Below are 16,528 nucleotides of genomic sequence, written 5' to 3'. Positions count from 1 at the left end.
GATCAGCCAACGCCGCAGAAATCCCCACGACATGGCGAATTTCGGATTGCCGCGACTATAGCTAGCTAGTTACCATCGGGCGCGCTGGAGCGCGTCGGCCCTGCGAGGAATTGCCGATGACACAAGTGCTCATTGACGCCACTATGTCGCTGGACGGTTTCATGGCCGGCCCCAACATCAGCGTCGCGCACCCGATGGGTGAGGGCGGCCTGCGGCTGCACGAGTGGCTGTTCAACAGCTCGTCCAGCTTGGTCGACGCCGAAGCCGAGGGCGGCAGCCGCGAGGCGACGGGCGCGGTGGTGCTGGGCCGACGCACTTTCGACGTCGGCTACGGGGTGTGGAACGACACGCCGTTCGCGACTCCGTGCTTCGTGCTCACCCACGCCCCGCTGGAGCCGAGGGTCGAGAAGAACGGCACGTTCACATTCGTCACCGACGTGAAGGACGCCTACGCGCAGGCCGTCGCCGCAGCCGGGGACAACGTAGTGCGGCTGATGGGCGCCGAGGTGTCCCAGCACTTCCTTAAGGCCGGTCTCGTCGACGAGATCCGCGTGCAGATCGCGCCCGTGATGCTCGGTTCCGGCACGCGTCTTTTCGAGCACCTCGGCGTAGAGCACATCGAGCTGGAGCAGTTGGGGGCGGTCCAGTCGCCGTACGTCACCCACCTGCGCTACCGCCCGAAGCCGTGACCCGACTTCTCCTGGGGCGGTCGGCCTTCCCCTGGCCGGGCCGGCCCCAGGAGACCTCGACGAAGAGCTCGATGCCAGCGGCTGCGGTCAGGCGTGGACTCGCATTCGCCTCGGGAGACCGCAAGCGCTATGACACGTCCGCGATCCGCCCCATTTTCGAGAATCTCCCGATCGCCAGGCTGGCTCTGGAGATGCTGAAGCCGATCAGGATTTCCTGCTCCGACCACGAGGGCGCGCGATGGGCGTGTGCAACCGTGGGATGGCACGGGCTGGAATGTCATCTCCGACTGGTACACGGCCAACGAAATCCGAGACCCAACCCCTGATCGACGACGTTTCCGGAAGAATGCCGCAGACAAGAAGATCCAGCCGTGCGACTGCTCGAAGGAAAGCTGAGCGTATCGTTGCGATTCCCGGGAGGTGGACTTCCCTTGTCCCACGGCTTGCGCGAAGGTGCAGGGGCACGCGACGACGCAACTGCAATCGTCGAACTATCGCCCACGACGTGCCAGCTCGGAATCTCGGCCATGGGGATCTCCATCCGCCGTCAACGGCAATATGACACCCAACTCGGCAATGCCATCGGCTGCAGCGGGCAGTTTTCCATCACGCGCGGTGTGGCGGCGGATATTCTTGCACGGAAATTAAACACCAAAGTTTCCGTTGAAATTTAATGGGCCAGCCCCCCGACGGAACGCTGTGCAGGCTGGAGCGCTACCGCGCATCCGGCGTCCGAATCGTTGCCTGTGTGGTAGAGATTTACCAGGAAGCTTTGACTCGATCTGTGCTTGATTAGGCCGGTCGTCGAGCCACCTGCGTTTCGACAGAAGTTGTGGTACTTGTTAACGGATGTCGTTGTTCTCGGGAGGGGGTAGCATTCATGGTCGTGCACAGGGATATGACTAGCGACGAATGGAAGTGGCTTGTGCGCCTTTGCCAACACGAAGCGGATAGCATTCCTAAGGAAATCGAAGCGCGGTTTACCGAACTTGGTCTGTTGGGGCCGAATGGTCTTTCGGACAATGCCAGGAATCTGGTTCAAAATGAACTGCTGGCAGAGCGGCGGAACAGACTGCAAGGACTTCACTGAGTGATACCCTTGGACGCCAAGCAGGCGTCGGGGTGATGTCATTGCTGCCCAAGCCGGAATCCGACTATCTCGGTTCCGGACTTGGTGATGGATTTTCTGCCAATGGCCCGAGCCGGCCTTTAATAGCTGCAGGAGCGACCGTCGCTCGGTCTGAACCCACCGCCGCAGGCCGGGTTGAGCGGCATCTCTTCCCGATAATAGCCGCCGATCGACGAGGTCTGGTCGAGGTTTCCGGATGAGGTACAGGCCGAAGTGATCGTGGCAAGGCTGATCAGCGTTCCGGTCGCGACAAATGCGAAAAATCGGTTCATCTGAGCTTCTCCTTCGGAGGGGCTTGGCTTGGCCCTGAACGGAGAATTTACCACGCGATCCCGTATGTTCGCGAGGATTTATGGGGCGAGAGTGCCCTTGGGCGCTCATCATAACGCCAATGTGATCTCCCAAGCCATGCACTGTCGCATAACTGTCATGTAAAATTGCCCATTGCGAAGGCAGCTTGGGCAAAATATATGCTGCCGGCTAACAAAAAAAGAATGAGTGAACTGCCATGAGTGCCCTGCATAAACTTTTCAACCGCAATCTCCTCACCCGTCTCGTGACCGGTCTCGGCGCGGTTCCCCAGCGTTTTCGCGATGCGCGCGAAGAGCGTAAGCCTGCGATCCATCCGTCCTTCATGGATGATTTCGGCGCCTAGATCCGCAATGTGTCCGCTGGCCGCAAGGTTAGGCAAACGACCTTATCCTGGCTGGCGTGCGCCCTCAGTTCACTGCGGGCGCTGCCGGTTCTCCCCGGCTCGATATGGGCCGGCCGGCCTTGGTTGCCACCCTCACATCATAGAGCGCGAGCGAAGCCTGAAGCTGCCGCATGTCGTTGCAGCGGTTGATGATGCCGCCGATATATTGCACGCAGTCGCTGGCGCTGCCCTGCACGGAGCCCGTCGCCCAATCCTTGACGATCCCGTTTCTCATAAGGGCTTTGCGTTGGTGAAAAGGCAGGAATGGAAGGGTGTGCCGTGGGGCGCCGCCTCTGCCCTGTCGGGGCTGGGGCGAGTCGCGGGTTTCGCCCGTCCTTCGGAGCCCCCGCAGGTGGAGAGATCGGCTGGGCACGACCGCTTCCCAAAACAACTAAAGTTGCAGCCCGCCGCAACGCTTGTGATCTCCCCCAGGTCTAAAGCCCGGACGCATACCTGACAGATGTTCGGAGACATGTCCGACAGTCGGTCTTGGCTTTTGAGGGGGAGATGCCCGGCAGGCAGAGAGGGCACTCACGGCGCGCCATCTCCTCTCGCACCTTCACATTTTTCTCTCCGCACGCACTCGCCCTTCTCTTCCGCCGCAATAGCTTCACAATCAACCGACAGAAAGTTCATCCGGGAAACAACAACTAGGGAATGAAACATGGCGCCGATTCTCTCCAAGACTGTTCTGATGACTGCCCTTCTCGCCCTGCCGCTTGGCAGCGCAGCGCCTGTGATGGCGCAGGAGGCAAAGCCGCGCGAGGCGGTGATTTCGGTGACGGGGGATGGTGAATCGGCCCTCGCGCCCGATATGGCCGTCGTCAATCTCGCCGTCGTCAAGCAGGCGAAGACCGCCCGCGAAGCGCTCGACGAGAACAACAAGGCGATGAACGAGGTGCTCAAGGCGCTGAAGGACGGCGGCATCGCCGAGCGCGATCTGCAGACCTCGGGCTTCTCAATCCAGCCGCAATATAATTATCCGCAGCCGGTCGATGGTCAGCAGCAACAGCCGCAGCTGATCGGCTACCAGACCATCAATTCCATCACCATCAGGCTGCGCGATCTCGCCAAGCTCGGCCAGGTGATCGACCAATCCGTCACCCTCGGCATCAACCAGGGCGGCGACATCCAGTTCACCAACGACAAGCCGCAAGCAGCCCTCGAAGAGGCGCGAAAGAATGCCGTCGCCGAGGCGGTGAAGAAGGCAAAGACGCTGAGCGAAGCCGCCGGCGTCAAGCTCGGCCGCATCATCGAGATCAACGAGAATGTGCCTCGCCCGATGCCGCAGCCGGCCTATCGCGCCACGATGATGAAGGAGGCCGATGCCGCCGTTCCCGTCCAGAGCGGCGAGAACAATTACAGTGTCAGCGTCACGGTGACTTTTGCGATTGAGCAGTAATGATAGCGCCGTGCATCAGCCCCTCATCCGCCTGCCGGCACCGACCGGGGTCGAGCCACCGGTCTCGACCCGTCCTTCGGACCCCCGCTTGCGGGGCGAAGGGGATATGACGCGACCTCTCCGTTGCTCGTCAACGTCTCGCGTGGCAAGTCCCCTCTCCCCGTCAGAACGGGGAGAGGGTTAGGGTGAGGGGCAGTCCTGGGCTCCGAAGCAGAGGACAACGCCAGGTAAGAGCGCAGATATCATCAAACTGAGCACAAAAGAAAACCGCCCTTGCCGATCCGGGGAGACTGGCAAAGGCGGTTCTGGCCGCCGCATCGGGGAGACGAGGCGGTATTCTAGTTTATCAGCGGCGCAGCGCCGGGCAGCCGCGGACGTTGCCGAAGCTCATTTCGTCGGGGCCGCGGCGTGTCCAGCCCTGGACGATGACGCGGCGCGGCGTGATGTCGACGACACGAGCGCGGCGGAAGCCGTAATCGCGGGCCATATCTTGGGCCAGGCGCGGATCGCAGCCGCGCGGCCGGCGGCCATCGAAGCCCGGAGGGGGACGGTCGTAGCCCGGAGGCGGGCGGCGGTAATCCCGCGGCGCGTCACGGTCCTGATCGCCGATAATGATATTCAACTGCGCGGCGGCGGGCGCCACCGTGCCGGCAAGGGTGCCGGCGGTCAGCATGACGGCAAGACCCGCCTTTGCCAAAAACTGCATCATCGAAAAACCTTTCGTTTCAAAGTCGGTGCGGCCGAGCCGCCTGCCCTGTTACTCCGCATTCCGCCGAAGCGTCATGCGGGAATCACTCATACGGGCCAGAGAAGAAACGGCTGAAAGTGTCGCCGTCAAGGCAAAAGCGGCAGGCAAGCGCCGTGTGGGCGCTTGCCTGCGCAGTCCTCAGCGCCGGATCAGCGGGCAGCCGCGGACATTCGCGAAGGTGATCCTGTCCCAGCCGCGGCGGTCGCGGCCGGCAACAACGACGACGCGCGGCGACATGCGGGTGATGCGGGCATCGCGCAGGCCGAAACCACGTGCCTTGCGCACAGCATGCATCGGCGAGCAGGCGCGGATCGGGCGATGATATTGCGCCTCGACGACGAAGTTCGTCTGCGGCCCTGCGGCTGCCGCGGTGGTGACAGTGGCCGGAATGGCGCAGAGGGCGAGCAATGCGGCAAGCGAGGCCTTGGCGAGGAAATGTGTCATGGTGTGTCTCCGTCGATTGGCTCTATTTTTAAGCATGTCGTTATCGCGCGACATGCTTTGGCTCTCCCTTCAGGGATTGTCTCGACAGTAAACGCTGCAAGCTGAATGGCGTTCGAACCATCCATTCAGTTTTCATTCAGAAGGATTAATCCCTTTACGGGCTGAGATGCAGCACGATTTCCCGCCGGTGCGGCCGGTCGCGATGCTCGAAGAGATAGAGGCCCTGCCAGGTGCCGAGCATCAGCCGGCCGCGGGCGACCGGAATGCCGATCGAAACCTGCGTCAGCGCCGCCTTGATATGCGCCGGCATGTCGTCCGGCCCCTCGGCCCGATGCACGACCCAGCCCATCGACGGATCGGAGGCCGGCGGCACGAGGCGGCGGAAGAAGGAAAGCAGGTCGGTTTGCACGTCGGGATCGGCATTTTCCTGGATCAGCAGCGAGCAGGAGGTGTGGCGCACGAAGACGGTGAGAAGCCCCTCCTCCCGCCCCGATTGGTTGACGAAGGCGTCCGCCTGATCGGTGAATTCGTAAAGGCCCTGTCCGCGTGTGGATAGGCTCAGGATCGTCTGGGGCAAGGCGCTCTCCCGTCTCGGAATATGATCCCCGCGAGTTGGCGCGCCATGACGGCCAAGTCAATGCCCGGATGAGTTAAGAGTTTGATCAGCGTTTCGAAGCCGCCATAGATCATCCGCTTGCCATCGAAGGGCATCTGCCATTGATCGCCCTTGAGCCTCTGATCGGCCATCACCTTGGCGTTGACGTCGTCGCGCTGCTGCCGCGACCGGTAGACGATCCAGGCAAACACCACCACCTCGTCCTCCTTGGCCTGCACGGCGCGGGGAAAGGAGGTCAGCTCGCCATAGGGCACGTCGTCGCCGATGCATTCGACATATTCGAGCGCCCCATAATCCTTCCAGATCGAGCCGGCGAAGGTCGAGAATTTCTTATAGGCCTCGATATTCTCCTTCGGCACTGCCACGATGAAACCGTCGACATAGGACATGACTACCTTCTCCATCTATCTCGCGCTGGAGGAAGAGATAGGAGCGCTGCCGGGCAGGTCCAGGAACGAAGCGCCGGCAGCGGCAATCAGGGTCCGTTGACCAGCTTGAGAATGAGCTGCTGGATATTGCCGCCGTCGCCCATTTCCACCTTGTCGAAGTCGCGGCCGCGCTGACGCTGCTTCGCCGAGATCTCGCCGAGGCGACGGGTCAGTTCGACGCGGATTTTCTTGCAATCGGGATCGTCGGCAACGGTGAGGCCGATGCTCATCGTCTCGATTTCCTTGACCATCTCCTTGATGGTCACGCCATGCACCCGCTCATGCGCCTGCACGCCTGCGATGAAGCTCTCCCAGCTGGTCTGGACGGCCGGTGGCAGCGCCGTCGAGGGTTTCGGCAGCGTATAGGTGATGATCAGTTTCGGCCGGTTGGTCGTGATGACGCAGGCGGCGCCTTGCGCTTCGTATTTCCGGGTCCAGGTCAGCTTGAATGTCGTATGCGCGATCACCCGGCCCTCGCCGACTTCAGGCCCCCGCGCCCCGATCGATTCGTAGAGTTCGGCGCCGGTCTTGCCGGATATCGAATAGGGCCGCACTTCTTCCACAGCCTGCCATTCGGCCAGTGCAGCGGCTGGCGACAAGGCGAAAATCGCCGCCAGAACATAGGATAGAAAAGTTTTCGTCACGCGGCCCCCGCCGAATAATGGTTGGCGCGGCACCCTAACGGGACCGCCTCCCACTTTCAACGCACCTTGCATGTTTCAGCCCTGCAGCGTCTTGACCTTGGTAAGATCGGGGAAGAGCCGCATCCACAGCAGCACGACGATGATCGTGCCGAGCCCGCCGACGATGCCGGTGGCGACCGGCCCGAGTGCTGCCGCCATCATGCCGGATTCGAATTCGCCGAGCTGGTTGGAGGTGCCGATGAACAGCGAGTTGACGGCGCTGACACGACCGCGCATCTCATCCGGCGTCAGAAGCTGCACCAGCGAGCTGCGCACGACGACGCTGACCGTATCCGACGCGCCGACGACAAGCAGGGCGGCGACGGAAAGCACGATACTGGTGGACAGTGAAAAGACGATGGTGGCGATGCCGAACACGGCGACGGCGAGAAGCATCTTGCGCCCGACATTGTTCTCGAGCGGCCGGCGGGCCAGCACGATCGACATGGCGAGCGCGCCGATCGCCGGTGCGGCGCGCAAAAGGCCGAGCTCCCAGGGGCCGGCACTCAGGATATCGCGGGCAAACATCGGCAGCAGCGCGGTGGCGCCGCCGAGCAACACCGCAAAGAGATCGAGCGAGATCGTGCCGAGCATGACGGGCCGGCTGCGGATGAAGGAGACGCCGGCAAAGACCGAGGCTAGTGTCACCGGCTCGCGTTTGGAAGGCGCCCATTGCATGCGGATCGAGATGACGTTGAAGCTTGCAACGGCAAAGAGCAGCGCCGACACGGCGAAGGGCGCGACCGGGTTGAGACCGTAGAGCAGACCGCCGAGCGAGGGGCCGATGATCAGCGCCGTCTGCATCAGCGAGGTGGAGGTGGCGACCGCCTTCTGCAGCATCGAAGCCGGCACGATGTTCGGCAGCAGCGCTGCCATGGTCGGCCGCTCGAAGGCGACGACGGCGCCAAGCACCGTGACGGCGACAAGGATGCCTGAAGGCATCAGCCATTGCTGCCAGGTGGCAACCGCCAGCACCAGCGCCGTCACCGCCTCGATCAACTGGCAGATGAGGCCGATACGCCGCCGGTCGAACCGGTCGGCGACATGGCCGACGACGAAGGTCAGCACCGCCATCGGCAGGAACTGACAGAGGCCGACGAGGCCGAGCGCAAAGGCGCTGTGCGTCTGATCATAAATCATCCAGCCCATGGCGATGCCGATGGACTGGAAGGCAAGCGAGGAAAAGACGCGGGAGGCAGCGAAGTTCAGATAGCCGGGGTGGCGAAGAACGCTCCGCGGGCCTTGGGATATGTCCATTTGAGATTTCACCGGCCGGCGAAGGGAGGCCGCGGCCTTCAGGAGGTTTTCGTGCATGTCAGAACGGTGTTCTGCTCCGATGAGCGGTTTGTCAATTGCAACGAGCGGATATGATGTCGCGCCGGCCGGCATCGCGTGTCAGGCCCCACGTGTCTGGCCCCGCGTGTCTGGCGTTAGCGCGGCTCCTTGAAGATGTTCAGATAGGCGGGGTCGAATTCGGCGATTTCCTGGAGGCGCTCCCAGTCGACGATGGTGATTGTCCGGTTCTCCCAGGTGAAGACTCCCTCGCGCCGCAGCGCCTGCAGCGTCTTGTTCAGATGGACGACCGAAACGCCGAGCACATCGGCCATCTCGATCTGCGTCAACGGAAACTGGAAACTGGCGCCGCGCGTCCGCTTGACGACCTGCAGGCGCACGAAAAGCTCGCAGACGAGGTGGGCGATATGGGCGCGTTTGGAGCGCCGGCCCATGGCGACGATCCACTCCCGATGAATGGCGCCATCGACCAGCGTATCGAGCCAGAGCAGCCGGGTCAGATGCGGCATGCGCTCGGTGATCGCCCTGAGATCGGCATGATCGGCGAAGGCGACATGACAGGTCGACAGCGCAACGATGCCGTGATCCATCTTCTTGACGGGAAAGGCATGCAGATCGACGAAATCGCCGGCGACATGCAGCGCGGTGATCTGGCGACTGCCATCGGCCATCACCTTGTAGCGCGCCGCAAAACCATCAAGGAGCAGCGTGCTGTAGGGCGGGCGGCTGCCTTCGGCGACGATATCCTCGCCGGCAACAAAATGCCGGTCCTTGACCAGGATCGACCTAAGGAGGTTCTCCTCTTCGGCCGAAAGCACATCGCGGCTTCCAAGATTGAGCAGCAGGGCTTCAATCACGGATTTGTCCGCCGATAGCGCATGATGGGATCATGACGATGCAACCTGTATTTTCTATAAGAATCAATGCCTAGCCTCGGGAACAATTGTCTTCATCTGTAATTTCCCCCTGTGACGCACAGGAAAAAACATGGCTCGCTACTTTTTCGATCTGCATAACGGCGAAGGTCCCACACGCGACGAGCACGGCACCGAGCTCAGATCGCGCGAGGACATTCCGAAAGAGGTGACCCGCATCCTGCTGGATGTGGCCCGTGACGAACTGCCAGGGGGTGATCGCACCATCATCGCCGTCACCGTTCGCGACGAAAGCGGCGACCCAATTACGGTTGCCAGCCTCGTCTTCAACAATGAATGGCTCGACGTCTTCTGATTGCCGCCGTTCAGGGCTTGCCGCCGATCTCCGCCGATCGATCCGACTCGGTCGCCGCGACGCCTAAGCTCTTTTTTATGCATCTCGTCATCCCGGAACCGCTGCACACTTCCGGGCGACATGCATTAAGACCCGCCTTCATAGCCGGCAATTAAATTTGACATAGTCGCCCTTGCTTGGAGCAACATCGTAGGCGGCTTGCCGGCTGCGGCTATTTGGGGATTTCCTCGAGGATCAGCCGGATTTCCGCCAGCGGCTGCCTGCTTTCGTCGAAGAGTTCCACCGACAGCATGTTCAGAGGCTCCGCCGGCAGGCCTTCGGCGGCCATCTCCGCCAGCACGCGCCGGGCCTCCGCTTTCGCGGCGTCGATGGAGGCGAATTCATATCCTGTCTCGGTCGCCCCGACGCCATCACGATCGAGGAGCTGAAAGTAGAATTTCGGCACGACACATCCCCCGCTAGATCAGTCTAACGATCCCGCAGGCAACATGTTCCCGGCCCCAGATATGCCCTATCTGCCGTGATCAGAAGGTGCCGGCCTCAGGAGAGGCCATTTCCTCGATGCCGTCGACACGGTCGGGATAGAAGGCGAGATGGTCCTTGATGTTGCTGACGGCGGCATTCGGCGCCTCGTAAGTCCAGACGGCATTCTTCGAACGCTCGCCGCCCGGAATGACGCTGTAATAGGCGGCGTCGCCCTTATAGGGGCAGTGGCTGGTATGATCGGTGCGCTGCAGCAGCGACATCTCGACATCCCTGCGCGGAATATACTGGACCGGCGGATAGGAGGCCTCGCGCAGCGTCAGCGCATCGCGGCTGTCGGCGATCACCTTGCCAGCCAGCGTGACGACGACGCGGCAAGGATTGTGCTCGACGGTGATCGGATGATCCGGGCCCGGGATCTTGATCGATTTGTCTGACATGAGGTTCGTCTCCATGAGATATCGATCCCACTGAGATAGGTCGCGCATGCCGCCGGCCCAAGGCCTTTCGGACGTCATGCATTAGAATTCGAAACGCGGCGATGCCAGGCTCAGCATGGCGGTTTTCGGCTGAACCGCCCAGTAATGCGCCAGCGCCTCCGAAAGCGTTGCAACCAGCCTGCCGATATCCTCGCCGGCAGTAGCGTGCAGCGCCTCGGCGACGATCAGCACCGAGCACGTCTGCTGCCGCACTGCCGAAAGCCCGCTCTGCCGATTGGTCCAGCGCCGCGCATGCGCCCTCTCCGCACCGTCGGCGAAGATCACCTCGTTTACTTCCGGATGCTCGATTTCGCCGCCGAAGGTCAAATAGGTCTCGTGGCCGCCGGCGCGCCGAACCTCGAGATCATCAGTGATCTGTTCGGTGTCGAAGACGGCGATCGGAATGGCGAAGGCGAGCGAAATCGCATTGCAGAGATCGACGAGCGGATGCAGGCGCGGCAGGCCATGTTCCTGACGGAAGCGGCGCAACAGCGCCTCGCAGGCTGAGCGATATTGCGTCGGCTTCAGCCCCATGCGGGAAAAGCCGCGCCGCCACGCCTGGATTTCGGGAAATTCGCCCTCTTGCGCTAGGGACAGCCGGGCCTCGGCAATTGTGCTGAAACTGGCCATCGCCGTCTCGACATTGGCATTCGCATCAATAGCGTCCACATGGAGCGCGCCGGCGCGAAGTTCCGGAAACGCCTGCCATATCGCATCGGAATGACGGAACTGCATGGCCTATCTCCCTCCGGATATATTCGTTGCCACCCGGCTTCCGGCAAAGGCAAGCCCGAGCACGGCCGCCAATACGCAGAAAATGCCGGCGATCTGGTTGAGTCCGATCGGTTCGCCGAGGATCAGGAAAGCAAACATGACGGCGGAGACCGGAGCGACTGCGGTGAAGAGCGCAGCCTCCGTGCCGCTCACCCGTGCCGCCCCCGCATACCAGAGCAGGAAGCCGCCGACGGTCGGCACGAGCGCATAATAGACGACGGCAATGACGGCGCTTGTGGACATATCCGGTGCGAAGGGCGCCTCGAAAACCGCCGGGATGACGGCGACGGAAAACCCGATGCCGGCCATCAGCGTCGACTGGGCAAGCGGCGGAATGTCCGCATTCAGCCTTTTGTTCAGCAGAATGAATAGCCCCTCGCAGACGACGGCGCCGAAGATCAGCAGATTGCCGGCGGCCGACCCGCCGGCCGCATCCGGCGTGACAGCGATCGAAAGCACGCCCGCCGTCGCAAGCGCCACGGCAAGGAGCAGGCCGCGCCCAGGCCTTTCGCGCAGCAGCAGGATGGAAATGGCCGCCGAAACCACCGGCAGCGTGCCGATGACCACGCCGGCATCGGTGGCCGATGTGAGGCTGAGGCCGGAGATCAGCAGCGTCGTATAACCGACGCTGCCGGCGCCCGCCTGAACGACGAGAATCAGGCGATCGTGCCCGGAGAGCTTCGGCAGCCGAACGCCGCTTGCCCGCATCAGCACCAGCAAGACCGGAAAAGCCAGCGCGAAGCGCAGGGCGGTGGCGGTGAATGGCGGCAGGCCCGATGCGATTAGCTTGCTTGCGATGACGGTGCTGCCCACCGTCAGCATCGCCAGCGCCAGATAGACATACCCTTGAACCTGCCTCGACATTCAACGCCTCCTGTTGGAACGTCGAGGAAACAACAGGGGCGTCTCGCGGTCTTGAACGAAATTGCAGGCGCCGGGTCTTTAGAGAAAGGCGCCGGCATAGAGCCGCGGCGACAGGCCGTATTTGCGCACGAAGACCCGCGTCATGTGGCTCTGATCGGCAAAGCCGCTGGCGAAGGCGGCTTCGGCAAGCGGCATGCCCTGAGCGATCAGCCGCCGTGCGATATGGATGCGGGCCTGGACGAGATAGGCGTGCGGCGTCAATCCCGTCGCCTTGGCAAAGCCACGCAGCAGCTGGAAGCGGCTGAGCCCGCTTTCTCCGGCGAGATCGGCGAGCGAGACAGCGGCAAGCGGATCGTCGTCGATCAGATCCCGGGCCGCGCGGATCGACGCCGGCACCGGCGGCCGCTCGTCGCCGCCGCCGCGTTCCCGCATGACATCGGCCACAAGCTGCAGCAGCAGTTGCTCGCGGAGCAGCCCATACCCCGCCCCGCTCTCGGTCACCGCGCCGAACAATGTTTCGAAGCGGGCGGCGATCGCCCTGTTGCGGATAACGGGATGGGGGATTTCCTGCCGCCCTGCCCCACCCTCGCCGATCTCTCGCGACAGTCGGGCGACGATCTCGGGATCGAAATAGAGGATGCGCCACGATCGTCCATCGCCGATCGGCGCGCCGTCATGCACCTCATTCGGATTGACGGTGATAATATCGCCGGCCTCGGCCTCCACCATGCCGCGGCCGCTCAGCGATTTCTGCGCCCCTGATGAGACGAAGCCGATGCCGAACTGCTCATGCGTGTGCCTGGAAAAGCTGTGATGCGTTTCCGCTTCCACCGCTTCGACGCCGGCCAGCGCCGAGCGCAGCATCCTGAACTGGTTCTTCGCCATCGTCTGTCCGCAGGTTCGATTGCGGCCACTCTGCCAGCCGGATGGAGATGGCGCAACGGCTAGAAAAATTCGTCGAGCAGCTGGTAATAGTCGAGCCTCACAGGATCCGCGGCCGGCATGCCGTAACGATCGAGGAAGGGCTGCACCAGCGCCTCGCCGAAATTATAGGCGATGCTGCGGCAGGCGAGCGCGATATCCTGATAGCGGTCGGCGACGCCGAGCCGGCTGCAGTCGATATAGCCGGAGAATCCGTCTTCGCAGGCGATGAAATTCGGCAGGCAGGCATCGCCATGGGTGACGACAAGATCTTCGCGGCCCGGTCTTCTGCTTTCGAGTTCGGCAAACAGCGCCTCGGCACTTTTGCCAAGCCGCGTCTCGTCGAAATCGGCCTCGTCGACGATGCCGGCCTGCATCCGCGCTTTGGCGACCGCCATGCGCTTCTCCAGCCGGTGATCGAATGGGCAGGATGCGATCGGCAGTCGATGCAGGTCGAGCAGCGCCGCAGCCAGCAATTCGACCCGCACAAGCGGCGTCAGCGCCGACGCGCTGGCGAGATCGGCGCCTGGCAGGGCGCCGATCAGCAGCCGGTTGCGCCCGCCGCCGCTTTCATTCGCGATGACCTCGGGACAGGGCAGACCGGAAGCCTTGAGCCAGTCAAGCCTTGCTGCTTCGTCGGCGATCTCGCCGAAAGCGCCGGCCTCTTCGACCTTCAGATAAAGCGTCGGCAATCCGCTCGCTTCCAGCCGGAAGACGCTCGCCGCCGAACGGCCGAGCGCATCGCGTTCGAACCGATAACCGGCAAGACGTGCATCGAGCGCACCCGCCGACAGCGGTTGATCCTGTTGGGGCATCTGGGCGCCTCGTTCCGACGGGCGGGGAATCCTATTCCAATTAAAGGAATCACGCAGCAGACCGCGCGTCTCTATGTCAATGAACGGTTTCGGCGGGCGCGGCCTCGAGCAGGATTTCGAACGCCTCTTCCAGGGCCGCAACCAGAATATCGGTCAGCTCGTCGCCCTTGTGTTCCAGGAACAGCGCGCTCACGGCTTCATCCTGGCGCTCAAGAAAATGCTCGATCTCGTTCGACATATCATTGTCCTCTCTCACCGTATCATCACGGCCATGAGGAGAGGCTAGATGCGGTTCCTTGCGTGTGGCTTGTTGGCATCGAGTTTACAAACTCAATTCCCAGGAAGCCCCCGACTTTTCCATTGGCTGCGCGGAATGGCTCCGCTGACATCAAAAGCAAAAGAGACAACTTTCGTAGCGTCCTCATCCACTTCGCAACGAAAGTGCACATCGTACCAGCCTTCAGTTGTGCGGAAGGCGGCACGAAGGTCGAGAACGGTGCCACGTGACAAATCCTGTCTGGGTACAATAATTGGCTGAAAGCTTGGCGAAGCGTGAATCAGCTGTTGCTGGAGTTCGCTACTGCAAAGCTGGGCAACACGTTTAGGGCGCGGCACGCCATTCATCGCGATTTTCGCCATGGGATCGTCATCGGCAGCCTGCGAAAACAAGGTTTTTGCCCTCACGAGATCGTCCTTTGCTGCGTCCGTCTTCGTCGGCTCAGGAGGCTTCTGTTCGGGCGGCTTCAGCGCCTCGATATCGGTCTTGGCTTCACCCGTCGCTTCTGCAAGAGGCGCATTGCGCTCGGGAGAGACGTCGGTCGCAGCAACCTCGGGAAGCTGTATATCATCGGGAACCGGCCGTGCCGGAGGCGTTTCGGTCTGCGGCTTTTCTGCAGAGGCCTCCGTAGGCGCCTGTTCCGACTTTGCACCGTGCTGGGGCGCCGTCGTCGCGGACTTTACCTCACCCTGCGAAGAATTCCCCGACGTCGATTTTTTCGGTCCGCTGTCCCTGTCGCCGAACTCGAAAACAGGATTCAGGCTCGGCATCAGGGCCGCGGGCTTATTTTCAGCGGCGCGCGGCGGCGGGGGCGGTGGTGGCGGCGATGGCGGAGGCGGTGGTGGCGGAGGCGGTTGCTTCTTCGCCGGCGGCTTCGGCTCCGGTGGTTTCTCCTCGGGTTTTGGCTCCGGCTTCTTCTCCTCCGGCGGCGGAACAAGCTCGACCTTCACGCTCTCGTCTTCGGCAGGTCTCGGCTCGATCTTCGGCAGTCCAAAGATCAGGAGCGCGACAAGGGGGACATGCAGAAGTACGGACGCACCGATGCCCCAGCGGATTTCAGGCCGCTGTTTTCCCGTTTCGTGCTGCGTTTCCGCTGGTGCCACGTCATCTTCCGTCACAGCAGCGATGTGGCCTTTAAAACCGGCAGCATCAAGCCACAAAAGAAAAAAACCGCGTGATCGCAGCCACGATTGGCCTCATTGGTCGACCGCCCCGTCATCGGCCACCAGATCATGCGCCTGCCATTCACCCTGCGGAATGGCATCGCCGACGAGAAAGGCGAAGGACGCGACCTTGCCGGATCCGGCATCGAGCCCGCATTTGAACTGGATGTTGTACCACTTGCCTTTGCTGCGGAAGGCGCCGCCCCTCACCTCGACGCTATTGCCGCTGACCTTCTCCGGCGCCATCGCATAGGGGGCGAGCGTATCGGGTTGCATATCAGGCCGCGCGCGGCGGACCTGCTCCAGCGCCTCGAGGTCGCAAAGCTGCAGATTGCGCTCGCTGCCGGCAAGGCCGCGCAGCGCTTCGCGGGCGCCCCGGCTGCGCGGGTCGGCCAGCACCTTGTCGGAGAACAGCCGGCTTGCCGTGGTGAATTCGGCCGGCCTTGGCACCAGTGGAGCGATCGGCATCACAGACGGGATTGCCGCAGCAGGCGCATTATAGGGAGCTGGCGCAGGCCCTTCGGCCCGGGGCGCTACGGCTTCTGGCTTTGCCGGTTCCGGCGAAGGCGCCCTGACCCGCTCGGGTCTTGTCCGTGGTCCCTCAGGCTGCGGAACGATCTCCACCGAGAGACCGTCATCAGGCAACGGCAGCGGCGGCTCGGCCTTCGGCAACAGCAGCAGGAGCACCAGGATCGCCGCGGCATGCAAGGCGAAGGACGCCGCTGCGCCCCGCTGGATCCCGTCATCCCATTTGCCGGCCACCAGTTCCATCGGTCAGAAAGCCGCTGTCGCATGATCGGCGGAGGTCATGGAACTGAGGCGCGCTTTCATCATGGACCTTGCCGAAAAAATCGGGCCGGGAGCCCCGCCGCGGAAATTGAAGCACGGCGCGACACTGCCAGCACAGCCGAGGCCCTGCAACACATAAAATGCACAATCTATAATTGCGCTCAGCCGAGCGAACCGATGAGATCCCGATAGGCGGCCTCCGGAAAGGCCTTCAGCGTCTCCGTCCGAACATTGCCGCCCATGGCCAGCGACAGCGTAAAATGCGCCATCACCGCGTCATCGGGCGCCTCGCAGACGGCGACCATGTCATGCCCGCCCATCGTCAGGTAGAACTGATTAAAGGAACCGCCAACGCCGGCGAGCAGTTTCTTCGCCGCGTCCAGCCTCTTGGCCGAGTCGCGAACATTGCGGATGCCCTGATCCGTCCAGTCGATCAAAAGAATGTAAGTGGTCATGTCGCACCTCCCAGAGCATGATGCCGAAAAGTGTCCGCGGTTTTCGGACGACATCATGCTCTATTTCTTTGATGCAGATCCGGATTCAGATTCTAAGCCGGCCAAGCTTAGAATCATCCGGATCTAGCGGAGGATCGGTCGACAGGAATACG

The 16,528-nt window shown here is 62.3% G+C and carries 24 protein-coding genes and 1 pseudogene; 6 read left to right on the top strand and 19 right to left on the bottom strand.

Going from position 1 to position 16,528, the window contains the following annotated elements; all coding sequences use genetic code 11:
* Nucleotides 1–116: 116 nt before the first annotated feature.
* The 3 genes from ACS4RS_RS14290 (at nt 117) to ACS4RS_RS14280 (ending at nt 1,779) form a co-directional block, all read left to right on the top strand.
* Nucleotides 117–689: a dihydrofolate reductase family protein gene (locus ACS4RS_RS14290; RefSeq protein WP_439010452.1), complete on the top strand. Its 573-nt coding sequence runs from the start codon at nt 117–119 to the stop codon at nt 687–689.
* Nucleotides 690–1,060: 371 nt separating this feature from the next.
* Nucleotides 1,061–1,363 carry a hypothetical protein gene (locus tag ACS4RS_RS14285; protein WP_439010453.1) on the top strand — a complete coding sequence of 101 codons (303 nt, stop codon included), beginning with the start codon at nt 1,061–1,063 and terminating at the stop codon, nt 1,361–1,363.
* 206 nt (nt 1,364–1,569) lie between these two features.
* Nucleotides 1,570–1,779 (top strand): hypothetical protein, encoded by a 210-nt coding sequence (locus ACS4RS_RS14280; RefSeq protein ID WP_012558428.1) that lies wholly within the window; start codon nt 1,570–1,572, stop codon nt 1,777–1,779.
* Between the two features lie 119 nt (nt 1,780–1,898).
* On the opposite strand, the gene ACS4RS_RS14275 is transcribed toward ACS4RS_RS14280, so the two are convergent.
* Nucleotides 1,899–2,090 carry a hypothetical protein gene (locus tag ACS4RS_RS14275; protein WP_439010454.1) on the bottom strand — a complete coding sequence of 64 codons (192 nt, stop codon included), beginning with the start codon at nt 2,088–2,090 and terminating at the stop codon, nt 1,899–1,901.
* Nucleotides 2,091–2,326: 236 nt separating this feature from the next.
* Between ACS4RS_RS14275 and ACS4RS_RS14270 the strand changes: the two genes are divergently transcribed.
* Complete coding sequence (locus ACS4RS_RS14270) at nt 2,327–2,473, top strand: hypothetical protein (protein WP_439010455.1); 147 nt, start codon at nt 2,327–2,329, stop codon at nt 2,471–2,473.
* A 64-nt stretch (nt 2,474–2,537) separates the two neighbouring features.
* Here the strand turns inward: ACS4RS_RS14270 and ACS4RS_RS14265 are convergent, their stop codons facing one another.
* Complete coding sequence (locus ACS4RS_RS14265; RefSeq protein WP_439010456.1) at nt 2,538–2,747, bottom strand: hypothetical protein; 210 nt, start codon at nt 2,745–2,747, stop codon at nt 2,538–2,540.
* Between the two features lie 429 nt (nt 2,748–3,176).
* Between ACS4RS_RS14265 and ACS4RS_RS14260 the strand changes: the two genes are divergently transcribed.
* A complete protein-coding gene (locus ACS4RS_RS14260; RefSeq protein WP_439010457.1) occupies nt 3,177–3,914 on the top strand; it encodes an SIMPL domain-containing protein in 738 nt (245 codons plus the stop codon).
* Nucleotides 3,915–4,260: 346 nt separating this feature from the next.
* Here ACS4RS_RS14260 and ACS4RS_RS14255 read toward each other — a convergent pair whose 3' ends face one another.
* The 7 genes and pseudogenes from ACS4RS_RS14255 to ACS4RS_RS14225 form a co-directional block, all read right to left on the bottom strand.
* Nucleotides 4,261–4,623, bottom strand: coding sequence for a hypothetical protein (locus ACS4RS_RS14255; protein WP_439010458.1), 363 nt, complete (start codon nt 4,621–4,623; stop codon nt 4,261–4,263).
* Nucleotides 4,624–4,800: 177 nt separating this feature from the next.
* Nucleotides 4,801–5,106 (bottom strand): hypothetical protein, encoded by a 306-nt coding sequence (locus ACS4RS_RS14250; RefSeq protein WP_439010459.1) that lies wholly within the window; start codon nt 5,104–5,106, stop codon nt 4,801–4,803.
* Nucleotides 5,107–5,260: 154 nt separating this feature from the next.
* Nucleotides 5,261–5,683, bottom strand: coding sequence for a secondary thiamine-phosphate synthase enzyme YjbQ (locus tag ACS4RS_RS14245; RefSeq protein WP_439010460.1), 423 nt, complete (start codon nt 5,681–5,683; stop codon nt 5,261–5,263).
* A gap of 77 nt (nt 5,684–5,760) precedes the next feature.
* Nucleotides 5,761–6,111, bottom strand: a pseudogene (locus tag ACS4RS_RS14240) (DUF1428 domain-containing protein); the annotation flags it as partial.
* An 86-nt stretch (nt 6,112–6,197) separates the two neighbouring features.
* A complete protein-coding gene (locus tag ACS4RS_RS14235; RefSeq protein ID WP_449313695.1) occupies nt 6,198–6,866 on the bottom strand; it encodes a DUF922 domain-containing Zn-dependent protease in 669 nt (222 codons plus the stop codon).
* Between the two features lie 3 nt (nt 6,867–6,869).
* Nucleotides 6,870–8,090, bottom strand: a complete 1,221-nt coding sequence (locus ACS4RS_RS14230) for an MFS transporter (protein ID WP_439010462.1) — start codon at nt 8,088–8,090, stop codon at nt 6,870–6,872.
* A gap of 173 nt (nt 8,091–8,263) precedes the next feature.
* Nucleotides 8,264–8,983 (bottom strand): helix-turn-helix domain-containing protein, encoded by a 720-nt coding sequence (locus ACS4RS_RS14225; protein WP_439010463.1) that lies wholly within the window; start codon nt 8,981–8,983, stop codon nt 8,264–8,266.
* A 130-nt stretch (nt 8,984–9,113) separates the two neighbouring features.
* Here ACS4RS_RS14225 and ACS4RS_RS14220 point away from each other — a divergent pair, with 130 nt between their 5' ends.
* Nucleotides 9,114–9,356: a DUF6894 family protein gene (locus tag ACS4RS_RS14220; RefSeq protein WP_439010464.1), complete on the top strand. Its 243-nt coding sequence runs from the start codon at nt 9,114–9,116 to the stop codon at nt 9,354–9,356.
* Nucleotides 9,357–9,567: 211 nt separating this feature from the next.
* Here ACS4RS_RS14220 and ACS4RS_RS14215 read toward each other — a convergent pair whose 3' ends face one another.
* The 10 genes from ACS4RS_RS14215 to ACS4RS_RS14170 all read right to left on the bottom strand — a co-directional run bounded on the left by ACS4RS_RS14215 (nt 9,568) and on the right by ACS4RS_RS14170 (nt 16,376).
* On the bottom strand, nt 9,568–9,801 hold the full coding sequence (locus ACS4RS_RS14215) for a DUF6894 family protein (RefSeq protein ID WP_003593194.1): 234 nt from the start codon (nt 9,799–9,801) through the stop codon (nt 9,568–9,570).
* Nucleotides 9,802–9,880: 79 nt separating this feature from the next.
* Nucleotides 9,881–10,279: a DUF427 domain-containing protein gene (locus ACS4RS_RS14210; RefSeq protein ID WP_439010465.1), complete on the bottom strand. Its 399-nt coding sequence runs from the start codon at nt 10,277–10,279 to the stop codon at nt 9,881–9,883.
* 81 nt (nt 10,280–10,360) lie between these two features.
* On the bottom strand, nt 10,361–11,053 hold the full coding sequence (locus ACS4RS_RS14205; protein WP_439010466.1) for a phenylalanine--tRNA ligase beta subunit-related protein: 693 nt from the start codon (nt 11,051–11,053) through the stop codon (nt 10,361–10,363).
* Between the two features lie 3 nt (nt 11,054–11,056).
* Nucleotides 11,057–11,956, bottom strand: a complete 900-nt coding sequence (locus tag ACS4RS_RS14200) for an EamA family transporter (protein ID WP_439010467.1) — start codon at nt 11,954–11,956, stop codon at nt 11,057–11,059.
* 78 nt (nt 11,957–12,034) lie between these two features.
* On the bottom strand, nt 12,035–12,841 hold the full coding sequence (locus ACS4RS_RS14195) for an AraC family ligand binding domain-containing protein (protein WP_439010468.1): 807 nt from the start codon (nt 12,839–12,841) through the stop codon (nt 12,035–12,037).
* 59 nt (nt 12,842–12,900) lie between these two features.
* On the bottom strand, nt 12,901–13,692 hold the full coding sequence (locus tag ACS4RS_RS14190) for an APH(3') family aminoglycoside O-phosphotransferase (RefSeq protein ID WP_439010469.1): 792 nt from the start codon (nt 13,690–13,692) through the stop codon (nt 12,901–12,903).
* Between the two features lie 76 nt (nt 13,693–13,768).
* On the bottom strand, nt 13,769–13,930 hold the full coding sequence (locus ACS4RS_RS14185) for a hypothetical protein (protein ID WP_003593186.1): 162 nt from the start codon (nt 13,928–13,930) through the stop codon (nt 13,769–13,771).
* A gap of 92 nt (nt 13,931–14,022) precedes the next feature.
* Complete coding sequence (locus ACS4RS_RS14180) at nt 14,023–15,129, bottom strand: DUF930 domain-containing protein (protein ID WP_439010470.1); 1,107 nt, start codon at nt 15,127–15,129, stop codon at nt 14,023–14,025.
* 36 nt (nt 15,130–15,165) lie between these two features.
* Complete coding sequence (locus ACS4RS_RS14175; RefSeq protein WP_439010471.1) at nt 15,166–15,903, bottom strand: DUF930 domain-containing protein; 738 nt, start codon at nt 15,901–15,903, stop codon at nt 15,166–15,168.
* Between the two features lie 179 nt (nt 15,904–16,082).
* Complete coding sequence (locus ACS4RS_RS14170; protein WP_003593180.1) at nt 16,083–16,376, bottom strand: GYD domain-containing protein; 294 nt, start codon at nt 16,374–16,376, stop codon at nt 16,083–16,085.
* Nucleotides 16,377–16,528 lie beyond the last annotated feature (152 nt).

The sequence above is a fragment of the Rhizobium sp. F40D2 genome (assembly GCF_051810745.2).
In the GTDB taxonomy this organism is placed as follows: Bacteria; Pseudomonadota; Alphaproteobacteria; order Rhizobiales; family Rhizobiaceae; genus Rhizobium.
Note: the sequence above shows the minus strand (reverse complement) of the source record. Positions and strands in the feature narration are given on the sequence as shown.

Coding starts and splice junctions, on each gene's coding strand:
- ACS4RS_RS14280 (WP_012558428.1), top strand. CDS start 1,570: ATGGTCGTGCACAGGGATATGACTAGCGACGAATGGAAGTGGCTTGTG.
- ACS4RS_RS14175 (WP_439010471.1), bottom strand. CDS start 15,903: ATGGAACTGGTGGCCGGCAAATGGGATGACGGGATCCAGCGGGGCGCA.
- ACS4RS_RS14230 (WP_439010462.1), bottom strand. CDS start 8,090: ATGGACATATCCCAAGGCCCGCGGAGCGTTCTTCGCCACCCCGGCTAT.
- ACS4RS_RS14170 (WP_003593180.1), bottom strand. CDS start 16,376: ATGACCACTTACATTCTTTTGATCGACTGGACGGATCAGGGCATCCGC.
- ACS4RS_RS14200 (WP_439010467.1), bottom strand. CDS start 11,956: ATGTCGAGGCAGGTTCAAGGGTATGTCTATCTGGCGCTGGCGATGCTG.
- ACS4RS_RS14275 (WP_439010454.1), bottom strand. CDS start 2,090: ATGAACCGATTTTTCGCATTTGTCGCGACCGGAACGCTGATCAGCCTT.
- ACS4RS_RS14185 (WP_003593186.1), bottom strand. CDS start 13,930: ATGTCGAACGAGATCGAGCATTTTCTTGAGCGCCAGGATGAAGCCGTG.
- ACS4RS_RS14255 (WP_439010458.1), bottom strand. CDS start 4,623: ATGATGCAGTTTTTGGCAAAGGCGGGTCTTGCCGTCATGCTGACCGCC.
- ACS4RS_RS14235 (WP_449313695.1), bottom strand. CDS start 6,866: ATGCAAGGTGCGTTGAAAGTGGGAGGCGGTCCCGTTAGGGTGCCGCGC.
- ACS4RS_RS14250 (WP_439010459.1), bottom strand. CDS start 5,106: ATGACACATTTCCTCGCCAAGGCCTCGCTTGCCGCATTGCTCGCCCTC.
- ACS4RS_RS14260 (WP_439010457.1), top strand. CDS start 3,177: ATGGCGCCGATTCTCTCCAAGACTGTTCTGATGACTGCCCTTCTCGCC.
- ACS4RS_RS14270 (WP_439010455.1), top strand. CDS start 2,327: ATGAGTGCCCTGCATAAACTTTTCAACCGCAATCTCCTCACCCGTCTC.
- ACS4RS_RS14265 (WP_439010456.1), bottom strand. CDS start 2,747: ATGAGAAACGGGATCGTCAAGGATTGGGCGACGGGCTCCGTGCAGGGC.
- ACS4RS_RS14290 (WP_439010452.1), top strand. CDS start 117: ATGACACAAGTGCTCATTGACGCCACTATGTCGCTGGACGGTTTCATG.
- ACS4RS_RS14205 (WP_439010466.1), bottom strand. CDS start 11,053: ATGCAGTTCCGTCATTCCGATGCGATATGGCAGGCGTTTCCGGAACTT.
- ACS4RS_RS14220 (WP_439010464.1), top strand. CDS start 9,114: ATGGCTCGCTACTTTTTCGATCTGCATAACGGCGAAGGTCCCACACGC.
- ACS4RS_RS14195 (WP_439010468.1), bottom strand. CDS start 12,841: ATGGCGAAGAACCAGTTCAGGATGCTGCGCTCGGCGCTGGCCGGCGTC.
- ACS4RS_RS14210 (WP_439010465.1), bottom strand. CDS start 10,279: ATGTCAGACAAATCGATCAAGATCCCGGGCCCGGATCATCCGATCACC.
- ACS4RS_RS14190 (WP_439010469.1), bottom strand. CDS start 13,692: ATGCCCCAACAGGATCAACCGCTGTCGGCGGGTGCGCTCGATGCACGT.